This window comes from Bacillus sp. BC05(2025) (assembly GCF_056725905.1).
The window spans coordinates 100,585-116,146 of sequence record NZ_JBWYRA010000008.1 but is presented as its reverse complement, the minus strand read 5'-3'; the positions used below and the strand labels follow the sequence as shown (position 1 = coordinate 116,146).

The window sequence follows — 15,562 nt, the reverse complement described above, 5'->3', positions numbered from 1 at the left end:
GTTACGAATAAGTACAAAGTGAAAAGTAGATGATTTATGTTAGAGGCTATGTAAAATCTTGTATGTAGGAGACGAATTATGTTTCAAGAGAATCGTACAAATGAATTAGTTATATTAAAAGAAATTGCAGAAACACTAAATACATCAAATGATACATATCATGTATTGCAAGCAGTACTAGAAAAATTACTTAGTGTAACGGGTTTAACGACAGGATGGATTTTTCTGGCGGATGAAAATGGGAGATATACGAAATTAATTGATTACCAGTTACCAGAGGCACTTACATATGAAAACAAACGCCCGATGTGTGAAGGGGAATGTTGGTGTTTACGAGGCTTTGTGGATGGAAAATTAGAGCGGGCTGTTAATATTATTGAATGTAAAAGAATTAATAACGCAATTGAATATAATTGGGGAGATACGGAAGGGATTCTTCATCATGCTACCGTTCCTTTAAAGGCTGGAGGAGAAAAATTTGGTTTGTTAAATGTGGCGAGCCCAGGTAAAACACATTTTTCAGAAGAAGAGCTAGTGTTGCTCCAATCAGTTGCTTTTCAAATTGGAACGGCTTTAAAACGAGCGAAGTTATATGAAAATGAGAAGCGAAGAGCGCATTATTATGTAAAGTTAGAACGGTTCATTCAAGTTTTAAGAACGATTCATCAAATTAATCTATTACCTGAAAAAGTTGTAAATCAATTAGGTGAAGTGTTTCAGTGGAATCAAATCGCATTCTTTATTAGGGAAGAAAAAGAATTATCCTTGCGGGCATCTTATTGCCAGGAAGAATTACAAGAGGATATAAAAGAAGCAGCGAAAGAAGCGTTAGAAAAAAGTGAACCTATTTTATTAAATCATCAAACCCATCATAAGGTAGCCTTTAATAGAACGATTATTGCTACACCAATACAGATTCAAAGTCATATATTTGGTGTTTTATGTGTTAGTTCAAATAATGGTGAATTTGATGTGAATACGATAGATGTACTTCAAGCAATAACAAATCATATTTCCTTTGTAATAGAAAATATAAGATTAAATGAGCAACGACGTGAACTTGTACGAATGGAAGAAAGAAACCGATTAGCAAGGGATTTACATGATTCAGTTTCACAAAAATTATTTTCATTAACCTTTATGACAAAAGGTGCTGAGGCGGTTTTAAAAGATCAAAATGAAAAGGTAGACCAATCTTTGCATGAGATGCGTGAATTAGCGCAAGGAGCTTTAAAGGAAATGAAGACGTTAATTTGGCAATTACGTCCAGCTGGTTTAGAGAAAGGATTACTACCAGCTTTAAAGCAGTACGGTGAAAACTTGGGACTGAAAATTAGGGAACAAGTTACAGGTGTCCGTGATTTGCCACGCGTAGTAGAGGAAGCGCTATGGAGAATTGGACAAGAAGCTTTAAATAACGTAAGCAAACATGCGAATGTTAGAGAAGCGACGATTTATTTCAAAGTGACGGAGAAGAATGTATCATTGGAAATAGTCGATCAAGGAAACGGCTTTGTAGAAAAGGATATAAAAGAGAAGAAATCACTTGGCATGACTACGATGCGAGAAAGAGTGGAATTAGTCGGTGGAACAATTAAAATTATAAGTGGTAAGAAAAGAACAAGTGTAAAAATAAGCGTACCATTATGATGTGAAAATGAGGGAAGTTCGTGAATATAAAAGTATTGTTAGTCGATGATCATACAGTTGTTTTAAAAGGATTGGCATTTTTCTTAAGTACGCAGGAAGATTTAGAGTTAGTTGGAGAAGCAAGTAATGGGAAAGAGGCATTAGTGAAAGTAGGGGAGACAAATCCTGATGTTGTACTAATGGATCTATACATGCCTGAAATGGATGGTGTTGAGGCGACAGCGTGTATAAAAAAAGAATATCCAAATGTGAAAGTAATTGTATTAACTAGTTTTTCTGATCAGGCGCATGTTTTACCAGCATTAAGGGCGGGAGCAAGTGGCTATATTTTAAAAGATGTAGAACCGGATCAGCTTGTTGAAGCGATTCGAAGCGCATATAAAGGTAATATTCAATTACATCCCGATATAGCCAATGCCCTTCTCTCTCAAACGTTACCTGTGGAAGAAAAAGAAGAGGAACCTTCTATTCAAGTAGATGTGCTAACAGCAAGAGAAAATGAAGTGTTGCAACTCTTAGCGAAGGGGATGAGTAATAAAGAAATCGCTTCTGTTTTAGTTATTACAGAAAAAACGGTAAAAGCTCATGTCAGTAGTATTTTGAGTAAGTTGAATTTATCTGATCGTACGCAAGCGGCGTTATATGCAGTGAAAAATGGAGTCGTATAAGACAAAAGTCGTAAGACCTAGTTCGCCTTTAGAAGGTGGACTTTTTTTATGGAAAAATACGTCTATGTGAGGAAGAAATTGTCTTGATATAAAGATAAAATATGTTTGTAAGCAACAAAACAACAATTACAAGGGATACCTTTTTTGAAAGCATATAACAACATACGAGTGAGTAGTAGGAGGAAAAGGCAATGACAACAGTTTTATTTGTAAAAGCAAACAACCGCCCAGCGGAACAAGCAGTTAGTGTGAAATTATACGAGGCATTTTTAGCAAACTATAAAGAAGCACATCCAAATGATACAGTAGTAGAACTTGATTTATATAAAGAAGAATTACCATATGTAGGCGTAGATATGATTAATGGTACATTCAAAGCAGGTAAAGGATTTGATTTAACGGAAGAGGAAGCAAAAGCAGTAGCGGTTGCTGATAAGTATTTAAATCAATTTTTAGAAGCTGATAAAGTCGTTTTCGGTTTCCCATTATGGAACTTAACGATTCCAGCAGTATTGCACACATATATTGATTATTTAAACCGAGCTGGTAAAACGTTTAAATATACGCCAGAAGGCCCAGTTGGTCTAATTGGAGATAAGAAGATTGCATTATTAAACGCGCGCGGCGGCGTATATTCTGAAGGCCCAGCAGCCGAAGTAGAAATGGCTGTTAAATATGTAGCAAGCATGATGGGCTTCTTCGGTGCAACAAACATGGAAACAGTAGTTATTGAAGGACATAATCAATTCCCAGATAAAGCAGAAGAAATCATTGCAGCGGGTCTTGAAGAAGCAGCTAAAGTAGCAAGCAAATTTTAATTGAAAACAGAATCGTCACTCGAACAAAGTAGCATTAACAGATTAGCGTTAATGCTACTTTTTTATATTTTCAGTTCGTCAGCTAGTTTTTCCAATTGCATTCGATCTTGTATGTAATAGGTTCTTCCGTCTTTTTTTAAATAATGTTGTTGGCAAAACTGGTTTAATACATATAAAAGATGGCGGTAGCTGACATTTAAATATTCCGAGACCTCGGTATGTTTTTCTGTATAACTGTTATTTTGTTCTGTTAATAGAATAAACGCTGCTAAACGGTTTTCGAATGGGTAACTATTATTTTTAGCGTAACTTTCTGTTCGGGTAATTGTTTTTTTACCGATAAATTTGCATAGTTTCTGTAGAAAGATAGCATCTTGTAACAAAAGATGCTGACAATCTTTAAGAGGAAGCGCTAAGCATATACAATCTTCGATTACTTCCACCGTTTTCGTGACGGATTCCACGCCAATTAATCCTAATTCTCCAATGAACGAAGGTGCTTGAATAAAGTTAATTAAGGAGATCTTTCCGTTTTTGTGACTCATATATATTTTTGCTTTCCCGGAAATTAAGTAATAAAGATAAGGAACATGAACCCCTTCATTACATATCTTTTCTCTCTTCTGAAAGGAATGTAGTTCAGCATACGGTAAGATGTCAAAAGAAAAGAGAGTATGGAAATTGTAAGTTTGTATGTAATGAGAGATTTCTTCGCTATTTTTGCTGACTTTCATATTTTCACCTCATACTTAGTATGAGATATCTCCTATTATTTTTACAAGAAAGAATGATACGATTTACTTAAATTTGTTTTTGTAGAAAAGAGAGTGTGAGGGGTTTATGAAAAAATACAAAACACTATTATTTGATGTAGATGATACATTGTTAGACTTTCAAAAGGCGGAGAAAGAGGCGTTACGTATGCTGTTTGAAGAGAAAGGGATTCCTCTAAGTAGAGAAGTTGAAGCGCGGTATAAAAAAGTTAATAAAGGTCTTTGGACTGCTTTTGAAGAAGGTGAAATAAATCGTGATGAAGTCGTAAATACACGATTTTCGATTTTGTTTAAAGAATACGGGGAAGAAGTAGATGGGATATTATTCGAAAATAATTATCGTAACTACTTAGAGGAAGGGAATCAACTCATACAAGGTGCATTTGAATTTATAAATCAAATTCAAGGGGAGTATGATTTATATATAGTGACAAACGGTGTTTCTAAGACGCAAGATAAACGTTTGCGTAATGCAGGATTACATTCAATGTTTAAAGATATTTTTGTTTCTGAAGATACAGGTTATCAAAAGCCAATGAAGGAGTATTTTGATTATGTTTTTGAGCGAATTCCCAATTTTTCTCCTGAAGAAGGGCTCATTATTGGGGATTCGTTAAGCGCTGATATAAAAGGTGGATATGTAGCAGGAATTGATACTTGTTGGTTTAATCCAGAGAAAAAATCAAATCATAGTGAGATTGTACCAACATATGAAGTGCAAAATTTTGAAGAGTTATATGCATTATTGAAGCAACGTTTGTAATGAGAATGGGCAGTGGAACTTTTGTCCCTACTGCCTATTTTTTAAATTTGTAGTTTCGTTATGTTTTGGAAGTGGAAATACATTTCCGATAGCAGCTGCACCAAGCATTGGTAATAGTAAATTAAGCGGAGGTTTTAAAAGGTCTTTTTCAAATGGATATAGAATATATTTCTTTTATTATGTACATCAAATTCTTTGTAGTTAATTTAGAACATTCAGAAAAACAGATTGACATTAGGAAATTATTGCTATAAAATCAACGGTAATTGCATAGTCTTATCAAGAAAAGGTGGAGGGACAGGCCCGATGAAACCTTGGCAACAGCCGTATAACGGAATTGTGCCAAATCCTGCAGGTAATATCCTGAAAGATAAGAAAGAGCCTTTAGAGCGTGTTTTCAAACTGCTCCTTTCTTGTTTTCAGGAAAGGAGCAGTTTTTTATTTTGTATAAAAAGAAAGGAGAATGAGAGATGGGAGAATCATGGGGAAAAGGAACAATTTGTGTGCAAGGTGGCTATACGCCAAAGAATGGTGAACCGCGGGTTTTACCACTTTATCAAAGTACAACGTATAAATACGATACTTCGGATGATTTAGCAGCCTTATTTAACTTAGAGGCGGAAGGGTATATATATACGCGTATTGGAAATCCTACTTTAGCTGCATTTGAGCAAAAGCTAGCGGATTTAGAGGGTGGTGTAGGAGCTGTTGCAACGGCTTCTGGGCAGGCTGCTATTATGCTTGCTGTTTTAAATATTTGTAGTAGCGGAGACCACTTGCTTTGTTCTTCCACAGTTTATGGCGGGACGTTTAATTTATTTGGAGTGAGTTTGCGTAAGCTTGGTATTGATGTTACATTCTTTAATCCGAATTTAACTGCTGATGAAATTGTGGCCCTTGCTAATGATAAGACGAAACTCGTTTATGCAGAATCGCTAGGAAATCCAGCGATGAACGTTTTAAATTTCAAAGAACTTTCAGATGCAGCGAAAGAGTTGGAAGTGCCTTTTATCGTGGATAATACATTAGCAACTCCTTATTTATGCCAAGCATTTGAACATGGAGCAAATATTATCGTTCATTCTACGACGAAATATATTGATGGTCATGCGAGTTCGTTAGGTGGCATTGTCATTGACGGAGGGAACTTCGATTGGACAAAAGGGAAATATCCTGAACTAGTTGAACCGGATCCAAGTTATCACGGCGTAAGTTACGTTCAAAATTTTGGTGCAGCAGCTTATATTGTGAAGGCACGTGTTCAATTATTAAGAGACTACGGAAACTGTATGAGCCCATTTAATGCGTATATTAGCAATATCGGTTTAGAAACACTGCATTTACGAATGGAGCGTCATAGTGAAAATGCTCTTGCAGTTGCTAAGTGGCTTGCTAACCACGATCGTATTGAATGGGTGAATTATCCGGGATTAGATAGTAATGAAAATTATTCGTTAGCACAAAAGTATTTGAAGAAAGGTGCTAGTGGGGTTTTAACATTCGGCATTAAGGGAGGATTAGAAGCAGCGAAAGAATTTATCGCAAATGTAAAACTAGCAACTCTCGTAACGCATGTAGCTGATGCGCGAACTTGCGTTATACATCCCGCTAGTACAACGCATAGACAATTAAGTGCTGAAGATCAACGTCTAGCTGGTGTTACATCAGATTTAATTCGTTTATCGGTTGGTATAGAAGATGTTTCTGATATTATTGCCGATTTAGAAGCAGCGTTAGTCGGAGGCAAACAACATGCCAATCATAATTGATAAAGATTTACCAGCTCGCAAAGTGTTGCAGGAGGAAAATATTTTTGTAATGACGAAGGAGCGAGCAGAGACACAAGATATACGGGCTTTGAAAATTGCTATATTAAATTTAATGCCTACAAAGCAAGAAACAGAAGCGCAATTACTTCGTTTAATTGGCAATACACCGTTACAATTAGATGTTCATTTACTTCATATGGAATCACATTTATCCCGTAATGTAGCACAGGAACATTTAACGAGTTTTTATAAGACATTCCGTGATATTGAGAATGAGAAATTTGATGGACTGATTATTACAGGAGCGCCAGTTGAAACCCTTTCCTTTGAAGAGGTAGATTATTGGGAAGAGCTTAAACGTATTATGGAGTATTCAAAAAAGAACGTAACATCTACGCTTCATATTTGCTGGGGAGCACAGGCTGGTTTGTATCATCATTATGGCGTTCCAAAGTATCCTCTTAAGGAAAAAATGTTTGGTGTATTTGAACATGAAGTGCGTGAGCAACATGTGAAACTGTTACAAGGGTTTGATGAGTTATTTTTTGCCCCGCATTCTCGTCATACGGAAGTACGAGAGAGTGACATTAGAGAAGTGAAAGAGTTAACGTTATTAGCAAACTCTGAGGAAGCGGGTGTTCATCTTGTTATTGGGCAAGAAGGAAGACAAGTGTTTGCGCTCGGTCACAGTGAATATAGTTGTGATACGTTAAAGCAAGAATATGAACGAGATCGTGAAAAAGGGTTAAATATTGATGTGCCGAAAAATTATTTTAAGTATGATAATCCAAATGAAAAACCGCTTGTAAGGTGGAGAAGCCATGGAAATCTATTATTCTCTAATTGGCTAAATTATTACGTGTATCAAGAAACCCCTTATGTATTATAAAAAAAGATTGTGTAACACGTGGCAACGTTTTCTTTGCAATGGTTAACTTATATTTTTCCGAATGTTCTAAAAACATTGTTTTTCAGATTTTTTACTCATATAATTTCATCTAAACACAATTTTTAAGGGGTGGACAGTATTATGAAAGAAATTCAAGTTGGTTTATTAGGTCTTGGGACAGTTGGTAGCGGTGTAGTTCGTATCATTACAGATCATCAAGAGCGACTCATACACCAAGTAGGTTGTCCTGTAAAAGTAACGAAAGTACTAGTACAAAATATTGAAAAAGAGAGAGAAGTAGAGGTACCTTCTACTCTATTAACGCAAAATGCAAATGAAATTTTAGATAATCCAAGTATTGATGTTGTCATCGAAGTGATGGGTGGCATTGATGACGCAAAATCATATATTTTACAAGCTTTACAAAGCGGGAAGCATGTTGTGACTGCCAATAAAGATTTAATGGCGTTACATGGAGCGGAACTCTTAGCGGTAGCAAAAGATAATAAAGCAGATTTGTTTTATGAAGCAAGTGTAGCCGGAGGGATTCCGATTCTACGAAGTATCGTAGAGGGACTTTCTTCAGATCTTATTACGAAAGTAATGGGAATTGTAAATGGAACGACAAATTTTATTTTGACGAAAATGTCAGATGAAGGGAGAGCATATAACGACGTGTTAAAAGAAGCTCAGCAACTTGGATTTGCAGAAGCAGATCCAACATCAGATGTAGAAGGTTTAGATGCAGCAAGAAAAATGACGATTTTGGCTACCCTTGGTTTCTCTACAAATGTAGAGCTTGGAGATGTGAAGGTAAAAGGAATTACTTCTATTACAGAAGAAGATATTGAATACAGTAAGAGTTTAGGATACACGATTAAATTAATTGGTCTTGCGAAGCGAGATGGTGAAAAATTAGAGGTTACAGTTGAACCGACACTACTTCCAAATACACATCCTCTTGCGGCCGTACAAAACGAATATAACGCTGTATATGTGTATGGGGAAGCGGTCGGAGAAACGATGTTTTATGGACCAGGTGCAGGAAGTTTACCGACAGCAACAGCTGTTGTTTCCGATTTAGTAGCTGTAATGCAAAATATTAGATTAGGGGTAACAGGAAATAGTGCTGTAGTCCCGCAATATCAAAAAGTATTAAAAGAGCCAGACGAAATTGTTGTGAAGAAATTTTTAAGACTTCATGTGAAAGATGAAATTGGTGTATTTGCAAAAATTACTTCGTTATTCTCTGAGCGTGGCGTTAGCTTTGAAAAGATTATTCAAATGCCACTTGAAGAGAAAGGAAAGGCTGAAATTGTCATTGTAACGCATCGTGCGTCTCTTGCTGATTATGATTATATTCTACATACATTGCAATCGTATGAAGAAATAGATTGTTTGAAAGCAAATTATCGAATTGAAGGGGATGCGAAGTAGCATCTCGTATCATAAAACAAAAAGGGCCTATTAAGCAGCTTGCTTAATAGGCTCTTTTCTATTTAAAATCTTCGTACCAACTTGAATAAATGCTTGGATAATCCAGCCTGTTGTAAAGGATAAAATGATTGTTCCAAAATAGATAGGTCCATCTAATAAGAAGCTTAATGTTAAAAATAAGAATGCTAACGAAATTTCTGTCCTTCTAAATGTCCATTTCTTTTTCTCAGCAACTGTTAAAACGAAAGCTTCTTGAGGTGCTGCACAAAGGTTTGTAGAGACGTAAAGACCAATTCCAGCTCCAACGAATAGATTTCCGCAAATAAGTGTTATATATTTTGGAAGAGAACGGATAGCGTCCATAATAGTTGTAAGGGAACCGATCCAATCAACAAAAAGAGAAATAAGAACCATTGTTACAATTGTACCGATCGTAATTTGTTTTTTATTCCAAAAGAGTACGATAAGGGTAAAAGCAAAGTTAATCATGAAAATCCAAAAACCGATACTTATCCCGAAATTTTGATATAGTGCAATAAAGAAGGAATCATAAGGGCTAAGTCCAAAGGAAGTAATTGTCGTCATCATATTAATGCCGATGGCGAGAATGAGTAGACCGCCAATGAAAAATATATATTCTAATTTGAGTCGAAGCATAGTTGTATATCCTTTCAAAAAGTATTTGCTAGGAAAGGATATATTGTGGAAAGCTTACCAGGTCAAGGGAGAATTTTTGCAGGGAAGGGGAAAATGAGATGACGAATATAAGGAAGATTGCTGAGCTTGCTGGGGTATCTGTTTCAACTGTTTCACGTGTACTAAATAATCATCCATATGTGAATGAACAGAAACGAAAAGAAATTTTAGCAATTATAGAGGAATTAAATTATACGCAAAATGTGAATGCAATTCATTTGGTGAAAGGAAAAACGAATGTAATTGGCGTTTTATTACCGCACGTAAATGATCAATATTATAGCGCTATTATCGAGGGAATATCAAAGGAAACAGCAAAGAATAATTATAATATGATGCTTTGTCAGACGAATTATAGTGAGGAAAAGGAATTAGAAATTTTGAATATGTTAAAAATGAAAAAACTTGATGGGGTTATTATATGTTCGCGGGCAAATAGTGAGGAAAAGCTTGAAGAATATACGAAATTCGGCCCTATTGTTATGTGCGAAGAAATCGACTCGAATTTCATTTCGAGTGTGCATATTGATTACTATAAAGTGTTTTCACGTGGAATGAAAAGCTTAATAGATGCGGGTCATACAAGTATTGGGTATTGCATTGGAAGAAGTAATAGCATTAATAGTCAGAGAAGAAAACAAGCATATGAAGATTCCCTTCAACAAATTGCTGTAACACCGATAGAGGCTTGGAAGTTTAAAGGCTGTTTTACAGTGGAAGATGGGCGTAATGTGATTAGGGAATGGACACGTATGTCAGTAAAACCAACAGCGTTTCTTGTATCTTGCAACCATATTGCCGCGGGGATGGTAACGGAAGCGAAAAAACAAGGCATTCGTATTCCGGAAGATATTACGATTATCGGTTGTGATGATCAAGATGTGGCAGATATTTTAGGCATTACGACGATTTCGTATTGTAGTAAAAATGTTGGCGCAACGGCATTTGAATTATTATATGAAAAGATTAATGATGAGCAAATCGATGTAAAGCACGTAGAGTTATTGCCAGAATTAGTACATAGGGAAACAACATAATAGATAAGGTTTGAAAATCGCTTTTCAAAATTGCGTTTGGTATAATTATGGACAATCTATGAGGGCTAAAAGGGGTTTTGATATGAGATCAAAAGTAGTAAAAGTAATTCTACTCATTACAATTGCATCTTTCTGTTTATTTGCATATGGCTTTGTTTCAGGTGTAAATGATGTATTAAATCCGAAAGCTTCAAATTTAATTAAAAAGACCGATGTAGTGGCAAAAGAGAAAAAGAAAACGGGAACATTACAAATCGTTACTTTAGGTGATTCATTAACACGCGGTGTTGGTGATAAAGAAGGAATTGGTTATGTTGGACGGATGAAAGAAGATTTACAAAAAGATTATAAGCAAAAGGTTGCTTTAACTAACTTAGCAGTTAGTGGTGCGAAAATGCCTGACTTATTAAAACAAATTGAGAGTAGTGGCGCTCAATATTCAATTAAGCAAGCAGATGTAATCGTTTTAACGATTGGAGGAAATGATTTATTCCCAGGTTGGGACTCGCTTGGAAAGATAGATTTAGAAACATACCGTCCTGATACAGAAACATTCCAGAATGAAGCGAAGAAAATTATAGAAGAAGTTCGTAAGTTAAATACAGATAGCCCAATTTTTTGGCTAGGTTTATATAATCCTTTTGAAGATGTAGAAGATTTAAAAGGGTCTTCAAACATTGTTGTAGACTGGAATGCATCTTTAGAAAAATTGGCAATAAATAATAAAAATGTGTATATTACACCGACATTTGATTTATTCCAAAACCGTGGGAAAGATTTATTATACTCCGATCATTTCCATCCGAATGAAATAGGATATACATATATGGCGGACCGATTAGTTCAAAATGTTGCGAGTAAATTAAAACTAGAACAAGGAGGGGTAAAATGACGACGATACTTTCCGTACGAGACGTGAAGAAGGTAATTGGAAAGAAGACGATTGTAGAGAATATTTCCTTTGATGTAAAACAAGGAGAAGTGTTTGGCTTCCTAGGGCCGAATGGTGCTGGAAAAACGACTACCATTCGAATGTTAGTTGGATTGATTAAAGAAACAGAAGGCACGATTTCTATCGGCGGTTATTCTATTAAGGAAAATTTCAGAGAAGCGATGCGTCAAATTGGGAGTATCGTTGAAAACCCAGAACTGTATACCTATTTAACGGGATGGGAAAATTTAAAACAATTTGCCCGTATGTTAGGTGGTATATCAGATGAACGTATTATTGAAATTGCTCAAATGGTTCATTTGGATGAAAGAATTCACGATAAGGTAAAAACATACTCACTCGGTATGAAACAGCGTCTTGGTATTGCGCAAGCGCTTCTTGGAAATCCCAAATTGCTCATATTAGATGAGCCTACAAACGGTTTAGACCCAGCTGGGATTAGAGAACTTAGGGAATTTATACATAAGCTTGTGAAAGAAGAAAATATGAGTGTGTTTATTTCAAGTCATTTGTTAAGTGAAGTGCAAATGATATGTGATCGCGTTGCTATTATTCATAAAGGAAAGATGATAACAGTTGCCAAGGTTGAAGAGTTAATTCAAACAGCAAGTGATCGCGTAGAATGGATTGTTACACCAATTCTTAAGGCAAAAGATATGCTAGAAGATGCTGAGGAAGTAAGAGAAGTGAGTATAGAAGGTGATCGATTACTATGCCGCATGAATATCGCATCTATAAGCAATTGGAATAAACGTTTTGTAGAAAACGGGATAGACGTACATAGCGTTAAGGAACTTGTATTTACGCTAGAAGATTTATTTATTGAACTCACAAGGGGTGAGCAGCATGCGTGAATTTGCGAATCTAGTTTTAAATGAATCAGAAAAGATTTACCGCAAGAAACGTATTTTTGTTGTTATGCTTATTTTAGCAATCTTGATCCCACTTTTTGTGTACGCGCAGTATCGTGAAATAGAAACGACACAAAAAAGACTCGGTACAACTGATTGGAAGGTTTCATTACAACAGCAAATTGTTGATTCTCAAAATCGATTGAACAATTCTAGGTTGCCAGAAGAATGGCGTGATTGGTTAAAGGTAAGAGTTGAGCAACAACAATATTATTTAGATCATGATATTAACCCGATGGCACCGGGTGCACCGACTTTTGTCAGGGCATTTATTGAACAAGGAATTACGTTATTTATTCCGCTTCTCGTAATGATTGTCGCCATTGATATCGTTTCAGGAGAACGAAGTGATGGGACGATGAAGATGTTACTTACGCGGCCGATTCGGCGCTGGAAAATACTCCTTAGTAAATACGTGACGATGTTATTTTTCATTTCGCTCATACTGTTTCTTGTAGGTTTGTTTGCTTACATACTATCAGGGCTTGTATTTGGGTACTCGGGATGGAATTTACCTGTTTTAACAGGATTCGTCATTGATAAGGAGACGTTAAATACGAACTTTGTGCACCTTATTCCGCAGTGGCAATATATCTTAATGGCGTATGGACTAGCCTGGTTTGTTGCTATCGTTGTTGGAACTATATCATTTATGGTCTCTGTTTTAATTCGTAATACACCAGCTGGTATGGGCGTTATGCTAGCTGCATTAATTGCAGGCGGTATTTTAAGTTCGTTTGCAACATCTTGGGAAGGCGCAAAATATATTTTTAGTGTGAATTTATCATTAACGGATTATTTATCAGGAAAATTACCTGCATTACAAGGTTTATCGATGGGATTTTCTTTGATGAATTTAACTGTATGGGCCGTTGTGTCCCTAATTATTTCGTTTGTAGTATTTACAAAGCAGGATATGGTGAATTAATTGGACGGGAAGTGAAAGTATGAAAAATGTTTTAAAAAATGATTGGGGGCCATTATTGGCACCGGAATTCGAGAAAGAATACTATCTTACTTTAGCTAATTTTTTGAGAGAAGAGTACAGCACACATGTAGTTTATCCGAAAGTAGAAGATATTTTTAACGCTCTAGAATATACAAGTTATGAAAATACAAAGGTCGTTATTTTAGGACAAGACCCATATCACGGACCGGATCAAGCACATGGTTTAAGCTTTTCAGTACAACCAGGTATTAAAACGCCACCGTCATTGCTAAATATGTATAAAGAACTTCGAGATGAATATGGTTATGAAATCCCGAATAACGGTTATTTAGTAAAGTGGGCAGAGCAAGGAGTTTTATTATTAAATACTGTACTAACAGTTCGACAAGGTGAAGCAAATTCTCATAAAGGAAAAGGATGGGAGCACTTCACGGATCGGGTAATTAAGCTATTAAATGAACGTGAAAAGCCAGTTGTTTTCATATTGTGGGGACGTCATGCACAGGCGAAGAAAAAGTTAATTACGAATACGAGGCACTATATTATCGAATCTGTACATCCGAGTCCACTATCAGCAAGACGTGGTTTCTTTGGGAGTAAACCATATTCTAAAGTGAATACGATTTTAGCTAATATGGGTGAAAGAGAAATTGATTGGGAAATTCCAAATCTGTAAATAAAAAAGGTAGTTAACAGTCGTTAACTACCTTTTTATTATTGTTGTTCGTTCTTTAATTTAGCATCTAGCACAAAAGTACCAAATGGGATAACTGATGAAACGAATGCTCCAAGTGCCCATAAAATTGATTTACGGTGTGCGATTGTTACTTGAATTACTGCAAAGATGAATAGAATAAATAGAACACCATGAGCCATGCCTGTAATTTTAACAGCTGTTGCAAATCCTGCGAAATATTTTAATGGCATTGCTACAAATAATAGTAATAGGAAAGAAATACCCTCAACTAGTCCAATTGCTCTTAATCGTCCGATTGGTGTAGATAACATAAAGCAACCTCCTTTAACGTATGCTTGTATATAGTAAATTTGTATTCTTTTTCAAAATAAAATAGTCTATTTTGTTTCATTATATACAAAAAGAAAGTTTACACTACGAGAATAGTGCAAAGTTCAAAATATAGTCACAAAAGCATGAGAATTTAAAGAAAAACCTATTTGAAGTATTTGACTTCAAATAGGTTTTATGGGTGAAAATATTAAACAAGCGCTTCTCGTTTTAGTACGAACTTCTCTACAACTTTTGCAACGCCATCGTTCATATTTGTATCTGTTACGTAGTTTGCAATTTCTTTAATATCATCAGGTGCATTACCCATTGCAACGCCAAGACCAGCAAATTCAATCATTGCTTGGTCGTTATAGCTATCGCCCATTGCGATAACTTCTTCACGCTTAATGCCAAGCTTTTGGATCAGTTTGTTTAAGCTCGTTCCTTTTGTAACACCGGCTTCAGTAAATTCTAAGAAGAATGGTTTAGAACGCATCACGCTTAATTGGCCTTCTAGTTGTTTTTGTAGTTTCTTTTCAACTTCAACAAGACGTTCAGCTTCCTTATTCATTAATACTTTTACTACAGGCTCTTTAACAGCAGCTTTAAAGTCATCTACTACAACAATTGGCATACCAGTAATATCGCCCTCAATTTCAGTATAAGGATTATTTTCTTCCGTTACGATATCATCGCCCATATAAGTATGAATCCATACATCTTCAGCTTTACTAATTTCAAATAGGTTGTGAACGATTTCAGGAGATAGCGTACTACTAAAGATTTCTTCGTTTGTTTTACAGTTAATAATTTTTGCACCATTAAAAGATAGAATGAAACTGCCGTATTCTTCTAAACGAAGTTCTTTCGCTACATTGCGCATACCAAACGTTGGACGCCCAGAAGCAAGTACAACTTTTACACCTTGCTCTTGTGCGGTCATTAGAGCCTCTTTCGTGCGAGGTGAAATAGTATGGTCATCACGTAATAAAGTATCATCTAAATCTAAAACAATCATTTTATAAGTCATATTGAAAATTCCTCTCTTTGTTGAAATAGAAATAAAGTTTTATGAAGATGTTGGGTAATATATAGTAAGACATCGAACCTCTTTATCCTGCATTAACAGCCCGTAAAAGTCCGATTGATGAGGGCTGATAATCAGTGGGGATGAACAAAACCCATACTGATTAAAGTTTCACTTTATGTGAAGTTAGGAGAAGTCCTCTATTGTTAGTATA

16 protein-coding genes and 1 riboswitch are annotated in these 15,562 nt (G+C 35.7%); of the genes, 12 read left to right on the top strand and 4 right to left on the bottom strand.

Annotated elements, in window-relative coordinates:
- Positions 1 to 78: 78 nt before the first annotated feature.
- From ACZ76X_RS21910 to ACZ76X_RS21900, 3 genes are all read left to right on the top strand, one after another.
- Entirely contained in the window at positions 79 to 1,650 is a 1,572-nt protein-coding gene (locus tag ACZ76X_RS21910) for a GAF domain-containing sensor histidine kinase (RefSeq protein ID WP_479851671.1), read from the top strand.
- A gap of 20 nt (positions 1,651 to 1,670) precedes the next feature.
- A complete protein-coding gene (locus tag ACZ76X_RS21905; RefSeq protein ID WP_098668235.1) occupies positions 1,671 to 2,318 on the top strand; it encodes a response regulator in 648 nt (215 codons plus the stop codon).
- 191 nt (positions 2,319 to 2,509) lie between these two features.
- Complete coding sequence (locus ACZ76X_RS21900) at positions 2,510 to 3,136, top strand: FMN-dependent NADH-azoreductase (protein ID WP_098668234.1); 627 nt, start codon at positions 2,510 to 2,512, stop codon at positions 3,134 to 3,136.
- A gap of 62 nt (positions 3,137 to 3,198) precedes the next feature.
- Here ACZ76X_RS21900 and ACZ76X_RS21895 read toward each other — a convergent pair whose 3' ends face one another.
- Positions 3,199 to 3,870 (bottom strand): transcriptional regulator YeiL, encoded by a 672-nt coding sequence (locus ACZ76X_RS21895; protein ID WP_479851670.1) that lies wholly within the window; start codon positions 3,868 to 3,870, stop codon positions 3,199 to 3,201.
- A 106-nt stretch (positions 3,871 to 3,976) separates the two neighbouring features.
- Here ACZ76X_RS21895 and ACZ76X_RS21890 point away from each other — a divergent pair, with 106 nt between their 5' ends.
- The 4 genes from ACZ76X_RS21890 (at position 3,977) to ACZ76X_RS21875 (ending at position 8,767) form a co-directional block, all read left to right on the top strand.
- A complete protein-coding gene (locus ACZ76X_RS21890) occupies positions 3,977 to 4,672 on the top strand; it encodes a YjjG family noncanonical pyrimidine nucleotidase (RefSeq protein WP_479851669.1) in 696 nt (231 codons plus the stop codon).
- A 273-nt stretch (positions 4,673 to 4,945) separates the two neighbouring features.
- A riboswitch (SAM riboswitch) is annotated at positions 4,946 to 5,049 on the top strand.
- Positions 5,050 to 5,142: 93 nt separating this feature from the next.
- A complete protein-coding gene (locus ACZ76X_RS21885) occupies positions 5,143 to 6,441 on the top strand; it encodes a bifunctional O-acetylhomoserine aminocarboxypropyltransferase/cysteine synthase (protein ID WP_479851668.1) in 1,299 nt (432 codons plus the stop codon).
- A complete protein-coding gene (gene metA, locus ACZ76X_RS21880; RefSeq protein WP_071715483.1) occupies positions 6,425 to 7,330 on the top strand; it encodes a homoserine O-acetyltransferase MetA in 906 nt (301 codons plus the stop codon). The genes ACZ76X_RS21885 and metA overlap by 17 nt, the downstream gene beginning before the upstream one ends.
- Before the next feature lie 141 nt (positions 7,331 to 7,471).
- The gene (locus ACZ76X_RS21875) at positions 7,472 to 8,767 is read left to right on the top strand and encodes a homoserine dehydrogenase (protein ID WP_479851667.1); all 1,296 of its coding nucleotides are present in this window, start codon (positions 7,472 to 7,474) and stop codon (positions 8,765 to 8,767) included.
- Between the two features lie 30 nt (positions 8,768 to 8,797).
- On the opposite strand, the gene ACZ76X_RS21870 is transcribed toward ACZ76X_RS21875, so the two are convergent.
- Complete coding sequence (locus ACZ76X_RS21870; protein ID WP_098668228.1) at positions 8,798 to 9,424, bottom strand: YczE/YyaS/YitT family protein; 627 nt, start codon at positions 9,422 to 9,424, stop codon at positions 8,798 to 8,800.
- A gap of 98 nt (positions 9,425 to 9,522) precedes the next feature.
- On the opposite strand from ACZ76X_RS21870, the gene ACZ76X_RS21865 reads away from it, so the two are divergent.
- From ACZ76X_RS21865 to ACZ76X_RS21845, 5 genes are read left to right on the top strand one after another with little or no spacing between them, the layout of a single operon-like run.
- Entirely contained in the window at positions 9,523 to 10,500 is a 978-nt protein-coding gene (locus ACZ76X_RS21865; RefSeq protein ID WP_479851666.1) for a LacI family DNA-binding transcriptional regulator, read from the top strand.
- A gap of 10 nt (positions 10,501 to 10,510) precedes the next feature.
- The gene (locus ACZ76X_RS21860) at positions 10,511 to 11,392 is read left to right on the top strand and encodes an SGNH/GDSL hydrolase family protein (protein ID WP_479851665.1); all 882 of its coding nucleotides are present in this window, start codon (positions 10,511 to 10,513) and stop codon (positions 11,390 to 11,392) included.
- Positions 11,389 to 12,306: an ABC transporter ATP-binding protein gene (locus tag ACZ76X_RS21855; protein WP_479851664.1), complete on the top strand. Its 918-nt coding sequence runs from the start codon at positions 11,389 to 11,391 to the stop codon at positions 12,304 to 12,306. The genes ACZ76X_RS21860 and ACZ76X_RS21855 overlap by 4 nt, the downstream gene beginning before the upstream one ends.
- Positions 12,299 to 13,291: an ABC transporter permease subunit gene (locus tag ACZ76X_RS21850; RefSeq protein WP_001206476.1), complete on the top strand. Its 993-nt coding sequence runs from the start codon at positions 12,299 to 12,301 to the stop codon at positions 13,289 to 13,291. Before ACZ76X_RS21855 ends, ACZ76X_RS21850 begins: the two co-directional genes overlap by 8 nt.
- Before the next feature lie 19 nt (positions 13,292 to 13,310).
- Complete coding sequence (locus ACZ76X_RS21845; protein ID WP_479851663.1) at positions 13,311 to 13,988, top strand: uracil-DNA glycosylase; 678 nt, start codon at positions 13,311 to 13,313, stop codon at positions 13,986 to 13,988.
- A gap of 38 nt (positions 13,989 to 14,026) precedes the next feature.
- Here the strand turns inward: ACZ76X_RS21845 and ACZ76X_RS21840 are convergent, their stop codons facing one another.
- Positions 14,027 to 14,320, bottom strand: coding sequence for a DUF3817 domain-containing protein (locus ACZ76X_RS21840; RefSeq protein WP_098668222.1), 294 nt, complete (start codon positions 14,318 to 14,320; stop codon positions 14,027 to 14,029).
- 209 nt (positions 14,321 to 14,529) lie between these two features.
- Positions 14,530 to 15,351: a Cof-type HAD-IIB family hydrolase gene (locus ACZ76X_RS21835; RefSeq protein WP_098668221.1), complete on the bottom strand. Its 822-nt coding sequence runs from the start codon at positions 15,349 to 15,351 to the stop codon at positions 14,530 to 14,532.
- Positions 15,352 to 15,562: the final 211 nt, after the last annotated feature.